This window comes from Paracoccus sp. NSM, from assembly GCF_052379855.1.
Taxonomy (GTDB): Bacteria; Pseudomonadota; Alphaproteobacteria; order Rhodobacterales; family Rhodobacteraceae; genus Paracoccus.
The window spans coordinates 91,397-115,335 of record NZ_JBQTCG010000001.1 but is presented as its reverse complement, the minus strand read 5'-3'; the positions used below and the strand labels follow the sequence as shown (position 1 = coordinate 115,335).

Annotated in this window: 19 protein-coding genes and 1 pseudogene; 7 read left to right on the top strand and 13 right to left on the bottom strand. The window is 64.6% G+C overall.

The window, feature by feature from the left end; all coding sequences use genetic code 11:
• Positions 1 to 14: 14 nt before the first annotated feature.
• Both ACTZWU_RS00560 and ACTZWU_RS00555 read right to left on the bottom strand, forming a co-directional pair.
• Entirely contained in the window at positions 15 to 1,055 is a 1,041-nt protein-coding gene (locus ACTZWU_RS00560) for an NAD(P)H-dependent flavin oxidoreductase (RefSeq protein WP_444735401.1), read from the bottom strand.
• 42 nt (positions 1,056 to 1,097) lie between these two features.
• On the bottom strand, positions 1,098 to 1,370 hold the full coding sequence (locus ACTZWU_RS00555) for a hypothetical protein (protein ID WP_444735400.1): 273 nt from the start codon (positions 1,368 to 1,370) through the stop codon (positions 1,098 to 1,100).
• A 237-nt stretch (positions 1,371 to 1,607) separates the two neighbouring features.
• Between ACTZWU_RS00555 and ACTZWU_RS00550 the strand changes: the two genes are divergently transcribed.
• Positions 1,608 to 2,081: a sigma-70 family RNA polymerase sigma factor gene (locus tag ACTZWU_RS00550; protein ID WP_444735399.1), complete on the top strand. Its 474-nt coding sequence runs from the start codon at positions 1,608 to 1,610 to the stop codon at positions 2,079 to 2,081.
• Positions 2,082 to 2,087: 6 nt separating this feature from the next.
• Here ACTZWU_RS00550 and ACTZWU_RS00545 read toward each other — a convergent pair whose 3' ends face one another.
• Genes ACTZWU_RS00545 through ACTZWU_RS00535 form a run of 3 tightly spaced genes read right to left on the bottom strand, consistent with a single transcriptional unit; the run spans position 2,088 to position 6,230 of the window.
• Positions 2,088 to 4,343, bottom strand: a complete 2,256-nt coding sequence (locus tag ACTZWU_RS00545; RefSeq protein ID WP_444735398.1) for a PAS-domain containing protein — start codon at positions 4,341 to 4,343, stop codon at positions 2,088 to 2,090.
• Entirely contained in the window at positions 4,340 to 5,530 is a 1,191-nt protein-coding gene (locus tag ACTZWU_RS00540) for an FIST N-terminal domain-containing protein (RefSeq protein WP_444735397.1), read from the bottom strand. The genes ACTZWU_RS00545 and ACTZWU_RS00540 overlap by 4 nt, the downstream gene beginning before the upstream one ends.
• Complete coding sequence (locus ACTZWU_RS00535; RefSeq protein WP_444735396.1) at positions 5,511 to 6,230, bottom strand: response regulator; 720 nt, start codon at positions 6,228 to 6,230, stop codon at positions 5,511 to 5,513. The genes ACTZWU_RS00540 and ACTZWU_RS00535 overlap by 20 nt, the downstream gene beginning before the upstream one ends.
• A 167-nt stretch (positions 6,231 to 6,397) precedes the next feature.
• Between ACTZWU_RS00535 and ACTZWU_RS00530 the strand changes: the two genes are divergently transcribed.
• Positions 6,398 to 7,000: a COG3650 family protein gene (locus ACTZWU_RS00530; RefSeq protein WP_444735395.1), complete on the top strand. Its 603-nt coding sequence runs from the start codon at positions 6,398 to 6,400 to the stop codon at positions 6,998 to 7,000.
• An 8-nt stretch (positions 7,001 to 7,008) separates the two neighbouring features.
• Here ACTZWU_RS00530 and ACTZWU_RS00525 read toward each other — a convergent pair whose 3' ends face one another.
• Both ACTZWU_RS00525 and dapB read right to left on the bottom strand, forming a co-directional pair.
• Positions 7,009 to 7,440, bottom strand: a complete 432-nt coding sequence (locus tag ACTZWU_RS00525; protein ID WP_444735394.1) for an HIT family protein — start codon at positions 7,438 to 7,440, stop codon at positions 7,009 to 7,011.
• 69 nt (positions 7,441 to 7,509) lie between these two features.
• Complete coding sequence (gene dapB, locus ACTZWU_RS00520; protein WP_444735393.1) at positions 7,510 to 8,343, bottom strand: 4-hydroxy-tetrahydrodipicolinate reductase; 834 nt, start codon at positions 8,341 to 8,343, stop codon at positions 7,510 to 7,512.
• A gap of 78 nt (positions 8,344 to 8,421) precedes the next feature.
• Here dapB and rbfA point away from each other — a divergent pair, with 78 nt between their 5' ends.
• The 3 genes from rbfA to truB all read left to right on the top strand — a co-directional run bounded on the left by rbfA (position 8,422) and on the right by truB (position 10,553).
• Positions 8,422 to 8,844 (top strand): 30S ribosome-binding factor RbfA, encoded by a 423-nt coding sequence (gene rbfA, locus ACTZWU_RS00515; protein WP_444735392.1) that lies wholly within the window; start codon positions 8,422 to 8,424, stop codon positions 8,842 to 8,844.
• Positions 8,834 to 9,592, top strand: coding sequence for a phosphodiester glycosidase family protein (locus ACTZWU_RS00510; protein WP_444735391.1), 759 nt, complete (start codon positions 8,834 to 8,836; stop codon positions 9,590 to 9,592). The genes rbfA and ACTZWU_RS00510 overlap by 11 nt, the downstream gene beginning before the upstream one ends.
• Before the next feature lie 67 nt (positions 9,593 to 9,659).
• Positions 9,660 to 10,553, top strand: a complete 894-nt coding sequence (gene truB, locus ACTZWU_RS00505; RefSeq protein ID WP_444735390.1) for a tRNA pseudouridine(55) synthase TruB — start codon at positions 9,660 to 9,662, stop codon at positions 10,551 to 10,553.
• Positions 10,554 to 10,628: 75 nt separating this feature from the next.
• Here truB and ACTZWU_RS00500 read toward each other — a convergent pair whose 3' ends face one another.
• The 6 genes and pseudogenes from ACTZWU_RS00500 to ACTZWU_RS00475 all read right to left on the bottom strand — a co-directional run bounded on the left by ACTZWU_RS00500 (position 10,629) and on the right by ACTZWU_RS00475 (position 17,120).
• Complete coding sequence (locus ACTZWU_RS00500) at positions 10,629 to 11,441, bottom strand: C40 family peptidase (protein WP_444735389.1); 813 nt, start codon at positions 11,439 to 11,441, stop codon at positions 10,629 to 10,631.
• A complete protein-coding gene (locus ACTZWU_RS00495) occupies positions 11,438 to 12,805 on the bottom strand; it encodes a leucyl aminopeptidase family protein (RefSeq protein WP_444735388.1) in 1,368 nt (455 codons plus the stop codon). The genes ACTZWU_RS00500 and ACTZWU_RS00495 overlap by 4 nt, the downstream gene beginning before the upstream one ends.
• An 87-nt stretch (positions 12,806 to 12,892) precedes the next feature.
• On the bottom strand, positions 12,893 to 13,270 hold the full coding sequence (locus ACTZWU_RS00490) for a hypothetical protein (RefSeq protein WP_444735387.1): 378 nt from the start codon (positions 13,268 to 13,270) through the stop codon (positions 12,893 to 12,895).
• A gap of 997 nt (positions 13,271 to 14,267) precedes the next feature.
• Positions 14,268 to 14,816, bottom strand: a pseudogene (locus tag ACTZWU_RS00485) (ATP-binding protein).
• Positions 14,813 to 16,351: a GNAT family N-acetyltransferase gene (locus tag ACTZWU_RS00480; RefSeq protein ID WP_444735386.1), complete on the bottom strand. Its 1,539-nt coding sequence runs from the start codon at positions 16,349 to 16,351 to the stop codon at positions 14,813 to 14,815. Before ACTZWU_RS00480 ends, ACTZWU_RS00485 begins: the two are co-directional and overlap by 4 nt.
• Complete coding sequence (locus ACTZWU_RS00475) at positions 16,326 to 17,120, bottom strand: helix-turn-helix domain-containing protein (protein ID WP_444735385.1); 795 nt, start codon at positions 17,118 to 17,120, stop codon at positions 16,326 to 16,328. Before ACTZWU_RS00475 ends, ACTZWU_RS00480 begins: the two co-directional genes overlap by 26 nt.
• A 756-nt stretch (positions 17,121 to 17,876) precedes the next feature.
• On the opposite strand from ACTZWU_RS00475, the gene ACTZWU_RS00470 reads away from it, so the two are divergent.
• Positions 17,877 to 21,116 (top strand): site-specific DNA-methyltransferase, encoded by a 3,240-nt coding sequence (locus tag ACTZWU_RS00470; protein WP_444735384.1) that lies wholly within the window; start codon positions 17,877 to 17,879, stop codon positions 21,114 to 21,116.
• Between the two features lie 3 nt (positions 21,117 to 21,119).
• Entirely contained in the window at positions 21,120 to 23,936 is a 2,817-nt protein-coding gene (locus ACTZWU_RS00465) for a BPTD_3080 family restriction endonuclease (protein WP_444735383.1), read from the top strand.
• Positions 23,937 to 23,939: the final 3 nt, after the last annotated feature.

Genomic DNA, 23,939 nt, shown 5'->3' with positions numbered 1-23,939 from the left:
GAACAGGCCGCGCGTCAGGCCGCGGCCTCGCGCGCCAGTTCGGCCACCAGTTCCGCGGCAGGCAAAGCGCGGGCACGGGCCGCGCCGGTCCCGGCCCAATGCGCGCCAAAGCCGGTCTCGCCCTGCGCGCGGGCGGCGGCGTTCAGCGCCTTGCCCAGATCATAGGCGCAGGGATAAGGCGCGGTTGCGTCCTGTGGCTGATCCCCGGCCCAGAGGGTGAAGCGGTTTTCCAGAACGCGCGCCGGCCGCCCCGAGATCGCCCGTGTCATCACCGTCCGCCCGCCCGCCAGCCGCGCGCGGTAATCGGCATCGGCGGCGCTTTCGGGGCAGGCGACGAAGGCGGTGCCAAGCTGCGCGGCCTCGGCGCCCCATGACAGGGCGCGGGCGATGTCGCGCCCGTCCATCAGCCCGCCCGCCGCCACGACCGGCAGCGAAAGCTCGGCCCGGATGCGGCGGGTCAGGTCCTCGGTGGTCAGGCGACTGTCGGGGCCGTCGGGGTCGAAGATGCCGCGATGCCCGCCCGCCTGCCAGCCCTGCGCGATGATCCCGTCCAGCCCGGCTGCGGCGATGGCACGCGCCTCGGGCAGATCGGTCGCGCTGGCCAGCAGGACCGCGCCCGTGCCACGCAGCGCGGCCAGCTGGTCAGCGGTCGGCAGGCCGAAATGAAAGCTGATGACGGCGGGGCGCAGATCCAGCAGCACGGCCAGCATCGCCGGGTCGTCGCGGAAGCTGCGATAGATCTCGGCCAGCGTTTCGGGCGGATGGGCGCCGAATTCCGCGAACAGGGGCGCGCTGCGGGCGATCCATGCGGCTTCGCGCGCCGGGTCGCGCAGCGCGGGGGCGTGGCAGAACAGGTTCACGTTGAAGGGTCGCGCGGTCAGGGCCTGCGTGTCGCGGATCATCCGGGCGGCGCCCTCGGCCCCGGCGGCGCCAAGGCCCAGCCCTCCAAGCGCGCCCGCATTGCTGACGGCGGCGGCCAGCGCCGGTGTGGCGATCCCGGCCATCGGGGCCTGGAACAGGGGATGGGTCAGGGACAGGCGTTCGGTCAGGGTCATGGCGACGATGCTGCCCCAGGCCCGCGCCCGGGGCAAGCGGCCTCAGCCCTGAAAGCGGCGGCGCAATTCGTAACGCAGCGCGCCGCAGACATCGCGGAACAGGCGGCGCGGGTCATGCTCGCACAGGGCAAGCCAAGGCATGTCGCCCGATGTCACCTGCACCGCGCCATCGTCGCGCAATTCCAGATGCAAGGTGATCGTCGTGCGGCGCAGGATCCGGGGCGGCGAGTTGCGCCCCGGCCCGACAAGCGGAACCGGATCGGCCTCGGCCAGGGCATCGCCGCCACCTTGGGCGGTCAGGGCATGAAAGCTCATCGGGGGTCTCCGTGAAGATGCGGCGAAGAGATGGTGCTGGAACAAGTGTCCCGCCGCTTTGTTCCCGCTGTGGACGATGCCGCCATAGGCGGCACACCGCCGAGTATGCGGCGGCACGGAACTGAACGACCCGGTGTGGCATTTTGTCAGGCGAGAGGCCTGTTTCGCCTTTCGCCCCGATCGACCCCGTTCCGACCGCGACGGTCCCGCCACCGAAAGCAGACCCGAAAGAACCCCATGTCCGACGACGTCCTAGCCCATGTCCGCGCGCTGAAAGCCTATGGCAGATCGTTGTGCGGCAACGCTGCCGATGCCGAGGATCTGGTGCAGGAGACCCTGCTGCGCGCCATCGAGAACGCCCACAGCTACCGCCCCGGCACCCATATGCGGGCCTGGCTGTTCACCATCATGCGCAACCGCTTCTATACCGATTGCCGCAAGCGTGCCCGCGAACGGACCGGGTCCGAGGATTGCGTTTCGGGCGGGCCGGTCGTGGCGGCGACGCAAGATTGGCACATGGCGTCCCAGGAAATGCAGCAGGCCCTGCGCGAGATGCCCGTCCATTACCGCGAGGCGCTGGTGCTGGTCGCGGTGATCGGCGAAAGCTACCAGCACGCCGCCGAGGTGCTGGATTGCGACATCGGCACGATCAAGAGCCGCGTGAACCGCGCCCGCGCCATCCTGCGCCGCAGGCTGCACGCAGAGGCATGACCGGCCCTATCCGGCGGGCCGCGCCTGTCGCCCGGCGGCCATGACGATCCGCGCCAGCGTGGCGGGCAGGATCGGCTTGGTCAGCAGTTCGACCGACAGGGCGGCGGCCTCTTGTGCCAGCGCATCGGCGCGGTTCGCGGTCATCAGCCAGCAGCTTGTCGTCGCGGGCAGCATCCCCGCCAGCGCCTTCAGGCATTCCAGCCCGTCCATCCCTGCGCCAAGCTGGTAATCGCACAGGCACAGATCCGGCTCGACCCCGGTTTCCTCGATCAGGGCGACGGCTTCCTCGCCCGAGGTCACGTCCAGCACATCGACGCCCCATTGCTCCAGCAGCTGGGTCAGGGCCTGGGTCATGCCCTGGTCGTTTTCCACGATCAAAGCGGTCAGGCACAAAGCCTGCGTGGGCGCCGCCGCGACCGGGCCGGACAGTCCGTCGCTGGCGCCCTGCCGCGTCGTCGTCATCTCGACCGAGAAGGTCGAACCCCGGCCCGGCGTCGAACGCAGGCTCAGCCCGTGGCCCAGAAGCGAGGCCGCCCGGTCCACGATGGCCAGCCCCAGCCCCAGCCCCTCGGCGGCCGAGGCCTTGGCATCCAGCCGCCGGAATTCGGCGAAGATCACCTGATGATCCTTTGCCGCGATGCCCCGCCCGCTGTCGCGCACCTGCACCAGCAGCCGGTCGCCCCGCATCCGCACCGCGACCATCACCCGGCCCCGATCCGTGTAGCGGATCGCGTTCGAGATCAGGTTCTGCAGGATGCGCCGCAGATAGGTCCGGTCCGACACCACCGTCGCGCGCACCGGCCGCAGGATCAGCTCCAGCCCCTTCTGTTCGGCCAGGGGCGCGAATTCGGCGCGCAACTGTTCCAGCATCGGGGCCAGCGCGACCGGCTCGATCGTCAGCGCGGCCTGCCCGGCCTCAAGCCGCGAGATGTCCAGCAGCGCCTCGATCAGCCCGCTGACCGAATCCAGCGAGCGCTGGATCTTGTCCAGCTTGGCGCGCGGCCCGGCGCCCGCGATCTCTTCCATCAGCGACCCGACATACAGCGTCGCCGCCGACAGGGGCTGCATCAGGTCATGGCCCACCGCCGCGACGAACCGCGCGCGCGACGCATTGGCGCGTTCGGCGCGGGCCAGCGCGTCCTCCAGCTCCAGCGTGCGTTCCTGGACGCGGGTCTCCAGCGTCTCGTTGGCGCGGCTGATCTCGTAGAGGGCGCGCTTGTGGTCGGTGATGTCATCCAGCGACATGACGAAGCCGCCATCGGGGATTTCCTGCGCAAAGATCGCCAGCGTCCGGCCCGCGCCCAGCATCACCTCGGTCCGGTAGCTGTCCTTGCGCCTGACCGACCGCGCCCAGGACATCAGCGAATGCGCCCCCTGCCCGACCGGAAAGACGAATTGCCGCCGGATCTGCTGCCACAGATCGTCGAAATGCAGCCCCCGGCGCAGGCGCGGCAGCGGCAAGGCCAGCATCTGCGACAGGTTGCTGTTCCAGCCCAGCAGCCGCAGCCCGCCATCGAACAGACAGACCCCAAGCGGCAGATGTTCCAGCGTCGCCTGAAGGATCGCGGCCTGATCGTCCAGCATTCGCCCGCGCAGGGCGCGTTCGGCGCGCACCAGTTCCGTCACCTCGGTCTGGATGATCGCGGTGGCGCCATCGCCGGTGCGCTGTTCCGAGACCTGCACCAGCCGCCCGTCGGCCATGCCTTGCGTCAGGATGAAATGGCGTTCGGCATGGCGGCGGCGGCGCATCTCGATCCAGCCGTCGCGGGTCAGGCCCTCGGGCAGGACCAGATGGCGCGAACTGGCCGCCAGCGCCAGATAATCCTCGAAGGTCAGGCCGGGGCGCAGGCGGTCGCGGATGTCGGGCAACAGCGCGTTGAAGCGCGAATTGCACATCACCATCACATCCGAGGCGTCGAACAGCGCGAACCCTTCCTGCACCGTCTCGATGGCCGAGGCCAGGTTGCGCCGCGCGGCCTCTTTCTCGGCCAAAGCCGCCGAAAGCTGCGCGTTCGAGGCGTTCAGCAGGTCCAGCGCATGTTCCAGCTGTTCGGTGCGGGCGCGGACCTCTTCCTCCAGCACGGCGGCGCGCTGGAATTGCGCATAGCCCGCGCCGTGATCGTCGGGCAGATCCTCGATCTGGCGGATCAGCGATTGCACGATCCGGACCAGCTTGTCATGGCGCCGCGCCGGGTCGTCGCCGGGCTTCATCATCGCCTCGATATCGGCGGGCAGGTCGGGCAGGACGGGCGGTTGTGTCATCCCCAGCCCGCCCCGTCGGGATAGAAGGCGACGCCCGTCAGCGTCTGGTTCAGATGCATCCCGTTGACCTGTTCGCCATAGGTCGAAAAGCCCGCGACCCGGTGGCGCGCCAGCAGCCCCGACACCTCGGCCACGCGCTGCCGCGTCTCGACCTCGATGCGGCGGAACACGCAGTCGAACCCCAAAATCAGGCTGGGCGGCCCGTCGCGCGACAACCCGTCCAGCGCGCGTTCCAGATGGGCGGCGATGTCGGTTTCCGCCGAAAGGGTCAGCACCATCCCCTCGGCCACGGCGCCGAAAAAGACCAGCGACTGCCCCGGCCCGACATCGCGGATCGCGCGCACGAAATGGCGCCCGCCCACGCGGACCAGAACCGGACGGGTGGCGAAAAGCTCTGGCCCCAGATTGTCGGGCGGGCAATCCAGCAGCCGCGCATATTCGGCGGCGGCGGGCTCGTCATTGATCCGCAGGATGATGCGCCGGGCCGGGTCTGCCTGCGTCACCACCATCTGACGGCGCGAGGGCATGGTGGAGTCGAACGAAAAGGTCCGCATCACCATCTTGCTGCGGATCATGCAGACGATGGCCGCATGGTCATGCACGCGCTCGCCGCGAAAGACCTGCGTGCGGTTGAAATTGTGCCCGTCCCCGGCCGAGCCGCCGACAATCGGCATCGGCCCCAGCCCGCCCGAGAGCGAGGCGATCAGGAACTCCTCCTCGCCCGAGACGCCATCCACCAGAAGCAGCGCCAGCTCGTGCCGCAGCCGGTCGGCATGGCGGCTGAGGTCCAGACGCGCCTGCTGAAGCCGGGCGACCATCCGGCGCGAATCGATGGCCGACAGGGGGTCGATCACCACCGTCTCGACCGCGAAAGAGGATGCCGGAAAGGCGATGGCGACCAGATGCCCCTCGGCATAGCCGTCCTCGCCGATCTCGCCCGCGGTGGTGCAGCCCAGGATCTCGGTCCGGGGATAGCGCGTGGTCAGGCCCGCCAGCACCTGCGGCAGCACGGCGCCCTCGCCCGCGAACAGAACGATCAGCGCATGTGGCCCCGCCCCCAGCCGCGCGGCCAGCGCGCCCGCCGGATCGGCCATCCCCGCCGGGACCGAGGCGCGGATCGGCGCATCCTGCTGCGCCGCGTCCTGCCCGCCGTGCTCGGCCATCAGATCATGCCGTGCCTCCGCCATCGGCAATCCGTCCCCTCAGATTCGCGTCCCGCGCCATCAGAACCGCCTGCGTCCGCGACGACACGCCCATCTTCCGCATGATCGCGGTCACATGGGCCTTTACGGTCGTCTCGGCGATCGACAATTCATGCGCGATCTGCTTGTTCATCTGCCCCTCGCAGATCAGATCAAGGATCCTTGCCTGCTGTTTTGTCAACTGGGACAGGCGGCGCATGATCGATTCCGGGTTCGGGCGGCCGCCCGCATCCTCGTCCAGGGCGGGTTCGGCGGGCAGATCGGGGGCGAAGATCTCGCCCGCCGCCAGCGCCTCGAAGGCGGCGCGAAAGACGTCGCGGCGTGAATGCTTGGGCACGAAACCCGCCGCGCCCCCGGCCAGGGCCGAGCGGATCACCTGCGTCTCGTTCACGGATGTGACCAGCAGGACCGGCACGCCCGGCGCGGTGCGGCGCAGGGTCAGCAACCCTTCCAGCCCGTCCACATCGGGCAGGTTCAGGTCCAGCAGGATCACGTCGAACGGATGCCCCGAACCCAGCAACGCGCAGGCCTGCGCCAGGCTTTCGGCATGGGTCACATGCGCAACCCCCGAGACCGACCGCAGCGTCATCGCCAGCGCATCGCCGAACAGGGGGTGGTCCTCGACGATCAGGGCCGTTCGGAACCCCTCGGCGGCAATCTGGGGATCGTGCCTGATGTCTGCCATGTCTAGCCCCTTCGGCGACGCTGCTTGCAGCCAGTCTAGACCTTTCCGCAGGAAAGGCCGACTTGTCAAAAGGTCGAATGCCCGGCGCGCAAAAGCGTGAAGCGCGCGGCGCTTCTGCGCGGCGGGTTTTCCGGTCTAGACTGGCCGCGCAACCTGGGAGCCGAACCATGCGCCTGCTGACCTCTGCCTGCCTTGCCGTCCTGCTGACGCTGGGCACGGCCCCTGCTTTCGCGACGCAGGAATACATCCTGCCGACGCTGTTCGACGTGGCCCGCGTGGCCCCTGATGATGTGCTGAACATCCGCCAGCGCCCCGATGCCCGATCCCCGGTGATCGGCACGCTGGCCCCCGACGCCACCGGCATCGAGATCACCGAAGCCCGCGGCAACTGGGGCCGTGTGAACGCGGGCGAGGTCTCGGGCTGGGTTTCGATGCGTTTCCTCGACTACCGCACGGATGTCTGGGAATGGGGCCAGCTGCCCGCGGGCTTTTCCTGCTACGGGACCGAGCCCTTCTGGTCGCTGTCGGTCGAGGGCGATGATCTGGTCCACGCCACCCCCGAGGGCGAGGCCCGCCACAGGATCACCGCGATCCTTGACCGCGGCGTGTTCCGCGACCCGACCCGCGCGGTCGTCGCGGGGCCGATCACGCTGACCGCCGCACCGCAGATCTGTTCGGACGGCATGTCCGACCGGGTGATGGGCCTTGGCGCGATGGTCGTGATGGACGGGACCGAACTGCTGACCGGCTGCTGCCACATCGCCCGCTAGATCGCCCGCTAGGGCCGCATGGCCCGCGCCAGATCGGCGGCCACCTGCGCCATGCGCCCGTCCTCCAGCCGTGGCGGGACCGAGAAACCCTCGGCCCCGTCCGCCAGATAGGCGGTGGATGTCACGTCATGGACATGGTGCATCGGCACGACATGGGCATGGGCATGCGGCACATGGATGCCGGTGAAAAACATCGACACGCGATCCACCGGGTAAAGCGCCTTCATCGCGCGGGCGATGCCTTGCGCGCAATGGGTGACGCGGGCGGCCAGGTCGGCGGGCATGTCCTCGAACCAGACGTGATGGGCGCGCGGGATGACCAGCGCATGACCCTCGCGGATCGGGTGCAGGTCCAGAAAGGCCATGACGTGATCGTCCTGATGCAGGACATGCGCGGGCAGCGCGCCCTGGGCGATCTTGCAGAACAGGCATTCGGTCATGGCGTCCTCCGGCTGGCACGGCCCAAGGCTGCGCCGGGCCGGGGGCCGCTGGCAAGAGTGCTTTCGCCCTTACAGCCCCAGCACGTCATGCATGTCGTATTCGCCCGGCCCCTTGTCCTGTCCCCAAAGCGCCGCGCGCAAGGCGCCGCGCGCAAAGATCGCGCGGTCCGTCGCCAGATGGCGCAGCACGATGCGCTCGCCCTCGGCGGCGAAGATCACGTCATGCTCGCCCACCACATCGCCGCCGCGAATGGCCGCAAAGCCGATGCTGCCGGGCGCGCGGGCGCCGGTGATCCCCTCGCGCGCCGGTGTCCGCAGATCGTCAAGGGTCGCGCCGCGCCCCTCGGCTGCGGCCTCGCCCAGCATCAGCGCCGTCCCCGAGGGCGCATCGACCTTGTGGCGGTGATGGGCCTCGACGACCTCGATATCCCAGTCGGTGCCAAGGGCGGCGGCAACCTTGCGCGTCAGCCCGACCAGCAGGTTGACGCCAAGGCTCATGTTGCCCGCCCGGATTATCGGCGCATGACGCGCGGCGGCCTTCAGGGCGTCCAGATGCGCGGGCTCGAACCCGGTCGTGCCGATCACATGGACCGCCCGCGCCTGCGCGGTCAGTTCGGCAAAGGCGACGGTCGCGGCGGGGGCGGTGAAGTCGATCACCGCCTGCGCCTGCGCGATGGCGGCAACCGCGTCGTCGCTGACCACCACGCCCGCCCGCGCGCCGCCCATCGCCTGGCCCACATCCTGCCCGATCCAGTCATGGCCGGTCCGCTCCAGCGCGCCGACCAGCCGCAGGTCGGGGCTGTCCAGCAACAGCCGGATCAGCATCTGCCCCATCCGGCCCGATGCCCCCGTCACGACTACGCCCGGACGCTGGGGCTGGGTGCTGTTCTGGAAATCGCTCATCGGGCTTCTCCGCGCTTTGGCTGTCCTGCGGCTCATATCCCGTTGCGGCGCGCGCCGCGACCCCCTACATCGGAGGACATGGCACAGAACCGCTTTTCCCATGGACAAGGCCCGACGCAGCGACAATTGCGCGTGGGCGAACTGATCCGCCGCACCCTGTCCGACGTGCTGTTGCGCGGGGATGTGCATGATCCCGACCTTAACCGGCATTCGATCACCGTGGGCGAGGTCCGCACCTCGCCCGATCTCAAGGTCGCGACCGCCTTCGTGCTGCCCCTTGGCGGCGCGGGGGCCGAGGACGCGCTGGCCGCCCTGCGCCGCAACGCGCCCGAACTGCGCCATCTGGTCGCCAAGGCGATGTCGCTGAAATACGCGCCGCAACTGCGCTTTCAGCTGGACGAGACCTTCGACCGGCTGGACGACACCCGCCGCATGTTCGCCGATGAACGCGTGCGCCGCGATGTCGAAGGCGACAGCCCCGAGGATGACGATGACCGCTGACCTGCCGCGCCGTCTGGGCGTGGCGTTCGGGATGCTGATGGCGCTGGCCCTGCCCTCGGGCGCGGCTGTCTGCGAGCGCGTGGACCATGACGGCCAGGGCTATGTCCTCTGCGAGGTGCCCGCCACGCAGGAACCCGCGCTGCGCCTGTGGCAGGACGGCCCGGACGGCGCGCCCCTGCGCAACTTCGCCAATCTGCGCCGCGTCCTGGGGCCGGGCGAATCGCTTGGCTTTGCGATGAATGCCGGGATGTTTCACGCCGATTACCGGGCCGTGGGCCTGCTGGTGATCGACGGCGAGGAATTGTCGCCCATCGTCACCGCCGGCAGCGCAGGCAATTTCGGCATGTTGCCCAACGGCGTCTTCTGTTCGGGCGGCGCGCAGCCCTTCGCGGTGATCGAAAGCCGCCACTTCGCGCAGACCCGCCCCGATTGCCGCCTTGCCACCCAATCCGGCCCCATGCTGGTGATCGAGGGCGAGTTGCATCCCCGCTTTCTGGTCGATTCGACCAGCCGCTACATCCGCAACGGGGTGGGCGTCTCGGCGGACGGGCAGACCGCATGGTTCGCCATCTCGAACCGGCCCGTGACCTTCCACGAATTCGGGCGATTCTTCCGCGACGGGCTGGGCGTGCCGAACGCGCTCTATTTCGACGGCTCGGTGTCGCGGCTATACGCGCCCTCGGTCCGGCGGGCGGATTTCGGGCGCTCGATGGGGCCGATCATCGGGCTGGTGGGGCAGGACGGCTGACCCCGCCCTGTTGACCACACCCGCCCGGCCCGCTATGCCGCCGCCTTCATTTCGGAAAGGTTAGGGCATGGGCCGCAAGAAGGGTCGCGACATCAATGGCTGGCTGATCGTGGACAAGCCCGCGGGCGTGACCTCGACCGCCGTCGTCGCCAAGGTGCGTTGGGCGCTGGACGCGAAAAAGGCGGGCCATGCCGGCACGCTGGACCCCGACGCGACCGGCGTTCTGGCCGTGGCCCTGGGCGAGGCGACCAAGACCGTTCCCATCGTGACCGACGCGCTGAAATGCTATGATTTCACCGTGACCTGGGGCGCCGAGACGACGACCGACGACGCCTCGGGCGAGGTGCTGCGCCGCTCGGATCTGCGCCCCGACCGCGCCGCCATCGAGGCCGCCCTGCCCGCCTTCACCGGCGAAATCATGCAGGTCCCCCCCGCCTTTTCCGCCGTCAAGGTCGAGGGCGAGCGCGCCTATGACCTGGCCCGCGAAGGGGTCGAGATGGAACTGGCCGCCCGCCCCCTATGGGTCGAGAGCCTGACCCTGCTGGAGGTGGCCGAGGGTTCGGCCCGGCTGGAAATGGTCTGCGGCAAGGGCGGCTATGTCCGCTCCATCGCCCGCGATCTGGGCCGCGCGCTTGGCTGTCTGGGCCATGTCGCGCATCTGCGCCGCACCTGGTCCGGCCCCTTCGACGCGGCCGAGGGCGTGGATTTCGCCCGCGTGGACCGCGAGGCGCAGGACTGGCTTGAGACGCAGCTGAAGCCCCTGGAGACCGGGCTGACCGACCTGCCGATGCTGCGCGCCACGCCCGAGGGAGCGGTCCGCATCCGGAACGGAAATCCCGGCCAGGTGACGGGCGGGGCCGAATGGGGCGAGCTGGTCTGGGTCTCGGACCCTGCCGGGCCGGTCTGCATCGGGCGCTATCAGGGCGGCATGGTCCAGCCCGAGCGGGTGTTCAACCTCTAGGCCGGGCAGGGGGGCGCTGCCCCCCGTCGCGTGCCGCGACTCCCCCCGGGATATTTGGACCAAGGCAAAGGGCTGTCAGGGTCGGTGCGCGCCGAGGAAGGGGCCCTGGCCTGCGGCCTCGATCCGGCTCATGGCGTTGGCGATGGGTTCGAGGATGACGGCCATGGCCCAGGCGGTCGCGTGGATCATCATGTCCGCCGAGACGGCCATCGCCACATGGCCGGGCCAGAACAGCAGGTCGCCGCGTTCGATCCGGTCGGTGGGCGCGAACGCCGCCCGTTGCAGGTCGCTGTCGCCCGGGCAGGGGCGGTCGCAGGCGGTCAGCGCCATCTGCACGAGGCCCGAGCAATCGATGCCCCACCGGCTGTTGCCACCCCAGAGATAGGGCGTGCCCAGCAGGCTTTCCGCGACCCTGACCGCGTCGGGGGCGGGGCCTTGCCCGACATGCTGGGCGGGGACGTAGCCGCCGGTTGCCAGGGCCGCGAAGCCGTCGCGGATTGTGGTGACGGCGAGGCGGCTGCCGAGCGAGAGGCTGTTCTGCTCGCGGGTCTTCATGTCGGGTTCGGGATAGACATGCGTGGCCGGTGCCGTGACGCGGTGGGTCAGAGGGGGCAGGTCGCGGGTCAGCGCGGCGCGGTCGATCCAGCCGCAATAGCCGTCGGCGCGGGCCTGCACGAAGGCATGCGCGCCGCGTGTCTCGATCAGGGTGACATCCGCGCCCCAGAGCAGCTGGCGGTCGCGCGGCCCGTCGGGGCGGGCCAGCAGGTCCGTGACCGGGCGGGCGATGCGCGCGGGCTGGCCGTCGGTCCATTCCGGGCGGTCCAGCACGCCGCGCAGGCTGGTCAGCGCCACGCGGTCGGTGGCGGCGGTCAGGCGGCGGTCGCTCATGCGATGATCCGGGGCAGGGCCGCCAGGATCGCGCGCGCGCCCTGGCCGACGCCGCCTTTTGGGCGGCCCGGTGCGGCGGTGGGTTGCCAGCCGTAGATGTCGAAATGCGCGTAGCGGCCGGCGCCTTCGGCGAAGCGGCGCAGGAACAGGGCCGCCGTGATCGAGCCCGCCATCCCCCCCGAGGGCGCGTTGTCCAGATCCGCGATGGCCGGTTCGATCTGCGATTCATAGGGCGCCCAGAAGGGCATCCGCCAGATCGGGTCGCCGACTTGCATCCCGGCCTGTTGCAGCGCCTCGGCGGTCGCGTCGTCGTCGCAGTAGAAGGGCGGCAGATCGGGGCCGAGCGCCACCCGCGCCGCCCCCGTCAGCGTGGCCAGCGTGATCATCAGGTCGGGGCTTTCCTCGGCCCCGTAGGCCATGGCGTCGGCCAGGACCAGCCGCCCCTCGGCGTCGGTGTTGTTCACCTCGACGCTTGGTCCCTTGCGGCTGGCCAGCACGTCGCCGGGGCGGAAGGCATTGCCAGCCACGCTGTTTTCCACCGCCGGGATCAGCACGCGGATGCGCATCCGGTCCGCAGCGCCGGTCAGGGCCAGCATCTTCAGCAGGCCAAGCGCCGTTGCAGCCCCGCCCATGTCCTTTTTCATCAGCCCCATCGAGGCGCCGGGCTTGAGGTTCAGCCCGCCCGTGTCAAAGCACACGCCCTTGCCCACGATGGTCAGCAGCGGCCCTTCGTCGCCAAGCCGCATGTCGATCAGGCGCGGTTCCACCGCCGAGGCGCGGCCGACCGCATGGATCAGCGGAAAGTTCTGCTTGGCAAGCGCCGCGCCGCAGATCACCTCGACCCTTGCGCCGATGCTGTTGCCAAGCGCGCGGGCGGCGGCCTCCAGCTTGTCGGGGCCCATGTCGCTGGCGGGGGTGTTGATCAGGTCGCGCGTCAGGAATTCGGCCGAGGCGATGGCGACCAGCCTGTCGGCATCGACGCCTTCGGGGCAGACGAGGCGCGGGCCGGGGGTCGGGCTGCCCTTGTAGCGGGTGAAGCGGTATTGGCCCAGAAGCCAGCCCAAGGCGGATTCCTCGGGGTCGAGGCCCTCGGGCAGGGCGGCAAGGTGCCAGTCCCCGGCAGGCAGGGCATGGGCGCGGGCCAGCGCGAACCGATCGCGCACCGCCTCGGCCGGATCGCCCAGACCCAGCAATGCGCCCGCCAGTCCGCCACCTGCGCCGGGCAGCAGGCAGATCTCGCCCGGGCGGGCGGAAAAGCCGCAGGCGCGGGGCCACTCGCCGGCCTCGGTCGGCAGGTCCTGGCCTTTCCACAAGGGCCACAAGGGAAGCGTATCGGCCGAGGCCGGGGCGAATTCAGGGGTCATCATAGGCTCCGTTCGCGGTTCGGCGCCACGTTACAGGCTGCGCCCCGACCCGCAACCCCCCACCCCGAGGGGGTGGAGGCAGCCCGTTCAGGCCAAGGCCGTCCGGTCCCAGATCGCCGTCAGCGAGCGGTTGCCCACCCGCATCAGCCTTGCCTGGACCGCCGCCAGCGCGACGCGGTCGCCCCTGTCCGCGCAAGAGCCCAGATCCATCGCCACCCCGGCCAGCGACAGCAGGCCGATCTGCCAGGCCAGCCGCGCCACACGGTCGGCATCGGCCACCGCCAGCGCCAGTTCCCCCCGGTCGAGGGCCTGATCCACTGCCGTCAGCTTGGCCGCCAGCTGTTCCAGTGCCAGTTCGATCACGTTGCGGGCCGAGGTCTCGCCCAGCTCGTTGACGATTCCCGCCACGCGCCGCGTATCCACCCGAACCTGTTCCCACATGGCCAGCGTCGTCACCTGCGCCATCCCCAATCTCCAACGTCCTGATCTTGCATGCTTGCCGAAACTGCCCGGAAGCCATGAAGAAAGCCTTGCCCGGCACCGCCGAAACGCGTCGAATTTGCTGCAATTAGCGGGCCAGAACCGGGGGAAGTTACGGCAGGATCGTCAGAGGGGTTTCACGCGCGCCCGCGATCCCCGGCAAAGGCCACGAACCGAAAGGCCACGACAGGGCGCGGCGCAGGCATCCGGATGCAGGAAGGGGAAATTTCGGGATATCAAGCGACCGTGGCAAGCCGCTCTGGCAGGGTGCAGATAGTTCTGCCTTTAGCGGTGGGGAAAATTGCGGGAAATCAGTGGGGCCTGTTCCCGATGCGAAGGCGGGCTTGCCTTTCCTGTCACAAAGGTTTGCCTCTGATGGGCCACAGCCCATGCTCTGCCCCGTGTTTTGATCCGGTCCGACATATCGTGGCGCTCCTTCTTGCTTCCGCCAGTGGCGAAGCCATCGCTGCTTTTCACTTTGGATGACTTCATGTCATCCGAAGGGCAAAGCAGGGTGGGTGCAGCCCGACCTGCGGCCGGACGGTGATCTGACACACGGGGCCGGAGCGGTGAAATTGGGAGGGACCCGCGCGCTTGCGCGTGGGAGGAACCGAATTTCTCCGTGGAGGCTGACGCGCAGCGGCACCAGAGCCCGTGTTCAGATCGCCGGCCGGGTGGCAGGCGGAAAACGAAATGAAAGATCGTCAGTCGTGCCAGAGCGAAGCGGAGGCGCGGCTGTCACCTGGATCAGCGATCGCGGTGCCCGCGATCACCATATCTCTTGGAAAGCAGCCTCTCGCTTGACGGGCAGCATCGACGCAAAAGCCCAATCAGCGACATTCAGTCAGGCCGCAGCATGGACGGCACCTTCGCAGATGCAGCATCGTGCTGGGCTCTCATAGCGGACTTCGATGCGATCCGCAGCCAAGGCCCGAAAACAAGCACCGTCCCACAAATGCAGTGGGTCACGAGAATCCGCTTGTCATAGATCTCTCCACCCTGACAGCGTTGTCGCAAATTCGCCTACATCATTATGCGCCACTTTATGAAAGTCGATGCCGAGTTCACGAGCTATCGAAGCTGCATGGTTGCGAGATGTCGATTGATGCTGGTCCAGGGTTTCGGATGGGTAAGTCGGCCGCGAGCGTGAAGTATCGAGCGAACGGTTTGCTGCGACCCAGTCTGAATCAGCCTCCAAATGGACCATACGTGATATTCCTAGCGCGCGGAAAACCGTTGACGGCAGCTCAGTCAGACTGTTGCCGCCATCAATGACGACATGACCGTCCAAAATCACCAGTTCTGCGTGCGGATCACAGGCGACAAAAAAACCTTTAATAAGAAGCTGCTGGTTTTCGTCAAGATCAGCATGACGCATCGCGTCTCGCTGATCTGCATTCGCTTAACGAGCGGAGGCAATTAGGCTCCCACCTGACAGGTGCTGAAAAGGCACATTCTTCGCCAGTTTCTTTAGGAACGTCGTCTTTCCAACGCCAGAGATTCCGGTAAACGCAACGATCTTCTGGCTCATACTTCGAACTCCAAGCCAGCGCGCTGAACAAGTTGTTTCGTTAAGTCATGACGGAGCTTGTATATTGACTGCTGCGGGTGCCCCTTTACAATCCCAAGTGCCCTTAACTCATCAAGAGAAACCGCTGGTTCGATGTATGATACCAGAAGATAGTTGATGACTTTGACTGGCCTCTGTGGCGTCGCCTCCCATCCGTCAAGTTCCTCTTCACTATAGACAGATCGACCACCAGTCAGTTGCATGAGTTCTTTCGTGGATTTCGCCAACGTGACGCTTTCAAGCACCCCGAGTGTCGTGATCGCTTGCGAAGGTGGGTTATTAGACGCACTCTTGTAAAAGAACAGAAGCGATCCTGCCGGACCCAGGTTTGATTGCGCGCGACAAAGATAGACCTTCCGGATCGTGTTTCCGGGGCGTGTGATGGTCTCGGCGCGTGAAGCGCCCCCAAAAAGGTCCGGCTGTTTCGGCTTCCATAGGTCAGGATATAGCGTATCGTGATAGTCCTCTTGGATAGGGATGCCGAAACCAAGTACCTCATCGTGAAGCACAAACCGGGGGTAGTTCTCCCTTGCCTGCTCGAAATCTGTTCTGGTCGTCGATCGCGCCAAGGCGCTCGCAGAAAAATCTCGTTCGTAGATGTATTCGCCATTGGCATTCTTACCGGCGTTACGAAACCCGTAGAACTCCAGCAGGTCCATGAGGGCGGCCTGATCTTCATAAGTCGTTAGGTAGGCCAGGTCGTATCCGTTGCTCTGTGCGTACCAAAGAACCTGCTTCAACAGCAACTCACCCAGCTTGACGCCCCTACTCTGCGGTGCCACCTTGAATGTGCAGATCTTTAGGATTTTTTCAGCTTTTGTGACCGCATCTGTATCGGCCGCGGTTTCATCTTTACGAACGATCAATCCCGCAAGTTGGTCGTTGTCGTAGACGACCCAGCAGGGCCGATGCTGTTTGACGCATTTCTTGCGCCACCAGTCATCGAACTCGGGATAACCGTCGCGAAGGCTGTCAAAGAAAACATCCTGACTGTTGATCTCGTGAGCTTCGACCTCTCCAACGTGGCGGATCGGAACCTTTTTTGGTTCATAGGTCTGGATCAACAGTTCGGCTGCGTCGCCGACAAACAGGACTCGGCGGGCAAGGTCCGGGGACCGGTTCTGCGCGCGTTGATGCAGCCCCTTGTCTTGGGTCACAAGAAAGTCTGCGGCTCCGCCCTCAAGCGCGTGCAACAGGGTCGCATCGACAACATCGTTGGGCTTTTTCAGCGGACCGTAGGTGGCATCCAGGTCTGCATGCGACAGCCCGTGCTGCTTCTTCAGCAGACGGTATTTGGCGATCTTGCTGAGAGAAATCTCACGGCGCTTGACCTTCTTGTCGCGCGCGATGTCATCTTTCGCAGCCTCATGTACATAGATGTCGACCTTATGGGTCAACGCGAGAGCGTGGAACCTTGAATATGCCGCTTCTACTGTGTGATTGTCTTCAAGCCCGATCAGGATATTCGTATCAATGAGATACGCTTGCTGGCTCATCTCGAAGGGCCTTTCTTAGATCACGCTTGGCGTAAAGAAAAGATTGGGGTGGTTCAAATCCAAATCTTTCGCGAAGTTCGTGCAACGGTAATGGACGAGAAAATGACTTCACATCTTCGAAGACAAGCGCATAGCCGTGATCGAGGCCTTCGAAGTATTTGTCGAAAAGGGGCCGCTCGATAAATACTGTTTTTTTAAACTCCGTCCATATCTGCTCGATGGGCAGTTTCAATACATCCCGGATCGAGGCCGTACCAACCATCGCTTTGACGGGTGAGCTTGAATAGATATAAGCGAGCGTCCCATTGGGCGCAGAGACGGGAAACCGGCGGCGCAGTTCGACGGTTTTTCGACCTGCAAGAATTTTCTCGGAATATATTGGCTTTATCGACAGAACAACGTCCCGCTGCGGTTTGAACGGTTCGTCTGCGAGCAGAGGCAAAACCAGCTGATCGTCATGACCTTGCTCGACATCGAAGTGTGCGCTGTGAAGCCTCGCAGAGATGGGTGCATCGGTTGGAAAATGAGCATTCAATTGCAGCGAAGCACCGAGAGCTTCGACATATCGCTTCACGGTGCTAAGGTAGATTTCGCCACCCTTCTCGATCTTAGAAATGGCAGCCTGCTGCACTTGCATACGCTCAGCGAGCTGACCTTGAGTCATTCCCGACAGAATACGAAGGCGCTTCAACTCTGGCCCAACCAACGCCATTCCGTTCGCGCTCTCTACTGCTCGCGCCTCAATGATTTTTCCGGTGAGCTTGCCCATTTGCATCCCTTTTTGCGACCTTGTACACAGACCTAACATTCCCCGCAAGGAATACTTCTTGAAAGCAGTCACTGCTTTGGCCGCAGACAAAGTTGAGAATACTGCGGAACTCCATCCACGCCTTTTGGCAGTACACCTTTCACAGCTAGAGCGGGAGCGGACAGCGGCAGAGCGGGAGCGGGCAACGGCACGCGCGGTCGCTTCGGGTGAAACCGCGCGTGCCATTCGCGAAATGCTGGGTGTCCCGACCCCTTGACCCGTCGGCATAGCACTTCAAGAGTGAGATCAGCGCAGGTTTCCCCGTGAGGGATTCAAGTCGGGCTGACCGGCAGCTAAGGGCTCTTCGCGTCGATGCTGCGCCGATCTCTGACCGTCCGCTTTCGTCAAGCTGACAAGCTAGAGAGGCAGACCGCCTGACACAAAAGGCAGAACTATGTGCCACAGAACACGTGTGAATTGCCACGGGAGTTCTCCTCAGCGCCGCTTGGATATCAATGGCATAGCAGTCAGGCGGTTCAGTCTTGCCACCTCATTTGCCAATTAAGCTTTCTTCGCGGCGAACGGTGGCTATGGACGCATCGGGGGCTGTATGATGGGAAAGCAGCCACGGTCTCCACGTGGCTGCTCAGACGCTCACGGCTGCTGCCAATCTTCCGTGCCACAAATGATGTGCTGGATAGCTCTGATTTCCCTGTGCAAAAAGGCAACTGGCCCGATAGGTTAGGAAAAAGACCTTTTCGCGAGCTTCCGGTTCCCATGCCCGACATTTCCGACCTGATCCTGACCCTGATACCCGAAGACGGCTCTTCCATCGGCAATGGCGCCATGCTGGCGCTGCTGCGAGAGCAAATTCCCGAACTGAGCGACGACGACTATGTCGCTACGCGTGACGCGCTGATCGGCGAGGGTGTGCTGGGGCGTGGACGGGGACGTGGCGGGTCGATCTTCCGCATCTCCGACGATCCGGACGACGAGGGTGAAGACGACCTGAACGAGAGCCAAGATAATGAAGATGATGGATTCGAACTGACGCTCACTGAGGACGCTACGCCGCGCCAAGGACGGGTTAGCAGTAAGAAGAAGGCCGCGCGCAAGCCGGACGGGCCGGCGCAGGTGCTAAGCTACCGACACGGTGCGACGCGGGTAAACAACCCCGAGGTCGGGATGGTTCATGCTGGCTCCGATCCGGATGGTGACAAGACGGTCTGGGCCTACGATCCGCATCTCGACCCGGTGCTGAACTTCGACTCTGCGCGGGCGGGCATCGAAAAGCTGATAGATGATGCGTTGGCCAGCGACGATCCCGAGCGGATGAAGGACGCGCTGCAGGAGCTGAAGCGGCTGCAGGCACCCTATCTTAACTGGACCGGCAAGGCGGAGCGGACGAGCGTCGAGGTCGATACCGTCTCGCTCCATGTTCATGAACGAGTGGACCCGGCGACGATCCTTGCCAATGCCGCAAAGCGGCTGAAGGGCAAGGACGCCCCGACGCAGTGGCGGCAGCCTGACCTGTTCGCGGCCCCGTTTGAAAATCTGCCGCTGCGCCAGGCGCTGGATTTCTATCACCACGAAAAGGGCTGGTCGAACCGACTGGTGGCGGGCGACAGTCTGCTGGTGATGAATTCGCTCCTGACCAAGGAGAGCATGGGCGGCAAGGTCCAGATGATCTACATCGACCCGCCCTACGGCATCAAATACGGGTCGAACTTTCAGCCTTTCACGAACAAGCGCGATGTGAAGGACCGGTTAGACGCCGACCTTACCCAGGAACCCGAGATGATCAAGGCGTTCCGGGACACTTGGGAACTCGGCATCCACTCCTACCTCACCTATCTGCGCGACCGGCTGATGCTGGCGCGGGAACTGCTGACCGAAAGCGGTTCGGTATTCGTGCAGATTTCGGACGAGAACGTCCATCACGTTCGTGAGCTGATGGAGGAGATTTTCGGCGTCGATAACTTCATTTCTCAGGTTATTTTCAAAAAAACGACAAGTTCTTCGTCTGACGCTCTATCCGTCGTTGCCGATCACTTGCTCTGGTTTGCGAAGTCAAAGGACAAGCTAAAGTTCCGTCCCGTCTATCAGGAGAAGGTGGCGGGTGAGACTGGTGCCACGGACTACAAAAACATTGAACTCAGCGAAGGGTTCAGGCGACCGCTTAGAACCGGAGATAAGAGCGGGCGGCTCTTTACACTGAGCGACATCACGAGCCAGCGTCCAGCGCAGGGCGGTGACCTGAGAGAATTTGACTTCGAAGGAAAGTCCGTCTCGCCTGGCGCGGGAACCTTTAAGACCGATCTCCGCGGATTGACCCGTTTAAAGAAAAGCAGAAGGCTGTTTTCGCGCACCAATTCTATTCGTTATGTCCGTTTCTTCGACGACTTTCCCGTTATTCCATATAACAACGTTTGGGAAGACACGATCATTGGCCACAACGCCGACAAAATGTATGTGGTTCAAACCTTTGGTCGTGTCATCGAACGCTGCCTCCTGATGACCACCGATCCCGGGGATCTGGTGCTCGACCCCACCTGCGGCTCGGGCACCACCGCCTTTGTCGCCGAGAAGTGGGGGCGGCGTTGGATCACCTGCGACACATCCCGCGTGGCGATCACGCTGGCCAAGCAGCGATTGATGACCGCCAGCTTCGATTATTTTGCTTTGCGCCATCCGACAGAAGGGCTGCCGGGCGGCTTTGACTATGAAACCGTGCCGCACATCACCCTCAAAAGCATCGCCAACAATCCCGACATCGACACGATCCATGACGACGATCACCCGAGGATTGCGGCGGCGCTGGCGGACCTCAACGCCGTGCTGGCCGCCAATGCGCCCAAGCCTTTCAAGCCCGCGCAAGGTGTGCGCAAGGGCAAGCCGGTGGATTTCGCCAAGGGCGACAGCCTGCACGAATGGGAGGTGCCCTTCGACTGGCCGCTCGATAATGATAACCGTCCGCTCTGGCCGGCCTCTGCCCGCGCGCCCTTTGATGCCTTCCACACCGCCCGGCAGGCGATGCAGCGCCGCATGGATCAGTCCATCGCCGACCATGCCGAGCAGGAAACGCTCTACGACAAGCCCCGCAAGGATCCGAACAAGCTGCGCATCTGCGGGCCCTTCTCGGTCGAGGCGGTGCCGGCGCCAACCGTCCTGTCGCTGGACGAGAGCATGCCTCCGCAGGAGGCTGACGAGACCATCGCCCGTTCCGGTGAGACATCACGCCAGGCGCTCTGGCGCGACGAATTGCTCAAGACCGGCGTGCGCGGCAAGGGCGGTGCCATGCTGCGCTTCGCCGAGTTCGAGACCCTGCCGGGCCTCAAGTATATCCATGCCAGCGGATCCCTGGCCGAGACGGGCGAACGCGTGGTCGTGAGCTTCGGCCCCAAGCATGCGGCGCTTGAGCAGCGGCAGGTGGAACTGGCACTGGACGAGGCGCAAACGCTGCGCCCGTCGCCGAAATTCATCCTGTTCTGCGCCTTCACCTTTGACCCCGAAGCAGCGAAGGATATCGACGAGGTGAACTGGCCCGGCGTCACGTTGCTCAAGGCGCAGATGAACACCGATCTGCTGACCGAGGACCTTAAGAAGAAGCGCACCTCGAACCAGTCCTTCTGGCTGATGGGCCAGCCGGACGTCGAACTGCGCAAGCGCAAGGACGGGATGTGGGAAATTGAGGTGAACGGCTTCGACTACTTCGACCCTCGCAAGGGAGATCTGGTTTCCGGCGGCAAGTCGCAGATCGCCATGTGGTCACTGGACGTGGATTACGACAACCGTTCGCTGATGCCGCATCAGGTGTTCTTTCCCATGGCGGATGCGAAGGGCGGCTGGAACCGCCTGCGCAAGACCGTTCGCGCGGAATTGGACGAGGATCTGCTGGAGCAGTTCCACGGCACCGTCTCGCTGCCTTTCGAGGCGGGCGAGAACCGGCGGATAGCGGTGAAAATCGTGGACGACCGTGGGATCGAGTCTCTCAAGATTATTCCGCTTGAGGATTGAGCAATGTCATTGATCATCAACAAGCCATGGGAATGCCCGGAACAGCATTGGGTCGAGGGCAAAGGCGGCAAGCTGGAAATCAAGCCCGAGCGGCGCCCGGCAAGCTACGAGGTCTTCGACGCCCGCAATAACACCAAACGCACCGAGGTGCTGGATCTGGTCAACGTGATAAGGGCGCGCGTGGACCAGTGGCGGGAGGATGGCTGGCCAGGCGTCACTATTGTTACGCGCAAGCTGCTCGACCATTGGCATGATAAGGAAGCACGGCAGCATCCGTTTTATTTCTGCCAACTCGAGGCGATCGAGACGCTGATCTGGTGGGTCGAGGGGGCTGAGGCCTACAAGCAAGGCATCGCAGTCCCCGGTGACGGAGGGGCGTGGGAACGACTTTGCAACAAGATGGCCACGGGTGCTGGCAAGACTACCGTGATGGCGATGATCATCACTTGGCAGGTCCTGAACGCATTGACCTATCCGAAGCGGAACAAGGACTTCAGCCGTGCCGTGTTCATCGTGGCGCCGGGCCTGACCGTAAAAGAACGTCTGCAAGTACTGATCCCTCGGGATGGCAGCTACTACGACGAGTTTAACCTCTGCCCTTCCGAGGCGTTGCGGCAGCGGCTTAATCAGGCTGAGGTTCTCATCGAGAACTGGCACACGCTGATGCCGTTAAAAGAAGCGGACCGTTCTGTCGTCAAGAAGGGCCGCGAGTCCGACGAGGCCTACACTCGGCGCGTGCTAGGGAAGCTGGCGACGCACAAGGACATCATCGTCATCAACGATGAGGCCCACCACGCCTATCGCAAACCGCCCGAGGTGAAGATCAGCAAAAAGCACGCCGAAGAGCATGGCATCGATCTCGACGAGGCAACGCGCTGGATCGAAGGCCTTGATCGCATCCATAAGACTCGGCGCATCCTGCGCTGTTTCGACCTATCGGCCACGCCCTTTGCGCCGACCGGAAAGAAGAGCACCGACACTGCGCTGTTTGACTGGATTATTTCCGACTTCGGCCTGAACGACGCGATTGAAGCCGGGTTGGTCAAGACCCCTCGCGTTGTAGTGCGCGACGATGCTGTCCCGGACGCAAGGACGCTGCGCTCCAAGCTCTACCACATTTACCGCGATCCGGCCGTTTCCGAGGACCTGAACCGCAAGGCTGAACCTCATGAGGCGCTGCCTAAGCTCGTCCAAGACGCCTATACGCTGCTCGGCGCCGACTGGCGGGCAGCCTTGGCGCAATGGCGGGAGACCGGGCATCATTCCCCGCCGGTGATGTTGACGGTCTGCAACCGCACAGAAACCGCAGCTCGCATCGAGACATACTTCAATAAAGGCGATGCGCACTGGCCCGAATTGCACGCACCGACCAGAACCCTCCGCGTCGATTCCAAGGTGCTGGAGAAGGCCGAGATTGGCGAGACCGCGACCTCCGACAAGGATTACGAGGCACGGCTGAAGGCAATCATCGACGCCGCGACCATTCCGGAGACCCGCCGGCAGCAGTTCCGCGCGCTGAAGAAAGAAGAAATGCTGCGCGAGATCGTGGATAACGTCGGAAAGCGGGGAGCGGCCGGACAGGACCTGCAGAACGTCATATCGGTTGCAATGCTGTCGGAGGGATGGGACGCCAAAAACGTCACCCACATCATGGGCCTCCGAGCTTTCACCTCTCAGTTGCTTTGCGAGCAAGTGGTCGGGCGCGGATTGCGTAGGGTGTCCCATGACATGGACGAGAATGGTCTCTTCCTACCGGAATACGTCAATGTTTTCGGTGTGCCGCTTTCCATCTCGGAAACAGGCGAGGCCGGGGAGGCTCCGCCGCCTCCAAAGCCGACCACCCAGATCGAAGTCGTGCCCGACCGCGCTCATCTGGAACTTCGCTGGCCAAACGTCCTGCGGGTTGAAACGGTTGTGAGACCGCAGCTGGCCATGGACTGGACCAAGGTGACGCCGCTCGTGCTCGATCCTGCCAGCACGCCAATCAGCGCGGAGCTGGCTCCCGCACTTGGCGGCGCGACTGACCTGGGCAAGGTGACTGCCATCGATCTCGAGAAGCTGCCCGATGGCTTCCGTCTCCAACGAATCGTCTTTCAGGCAGCGCGGAAGGCTTTTACCGAGCTCAGCCACGGTTTTTCGGGAAGCCAAGAATATCTCGCAGCGCAGCTGGTCAGGATCATCGAGGCGTTCCTTGACTCCGATCACCTTCACATCCCCTCGCTATTCCACTCTGATTCACTGCGACGGCGGATTCTGATTGCGCTTAACATCGACCTTGTCGTCCAGCATGTTCTCCGCACTGTGACCGAGCAAAACACGGAACGCCTGACGCCGGTATTCGACGAAGAAAACCCGATTGGTGCCACTGGGCAGATGCGGACATGGTACACCACCAAGCCGTGCTTTCCGGCCACCAAGTCGCACATAAGCCATCTGGTCGGAGATTCGTCCTGGGAAGGACACGCGGCGAACATCTTCGAAAAGCGCGAAGACGTCATCACCTATGCCAAGAATGATCATCTCAGCTTCCAGATTTACTACCTGTGGGCAGGTTCGCGGCGCCGATATGTTCCAGACTTCCTTGTTCGCCTTGCCAACGGAACCAATCTTGCGCTTGAGATCAAGGGCACCGACAGCCCCCAGAACAAGGCCAAGAGAGACGCTTTGAAGGAGTGGGTGAAGGCGGTAAACGCAGGTGGAGGCTTCGGGCAATGGGCTTGGGATGTCGCGTTCAAGCCGGGGGAAATACAGGACATCATTACCAACCATGCAGAGGCTGGCGATACCAAACTTGGGCACATGGTGAGATCCAGCGGATGAACG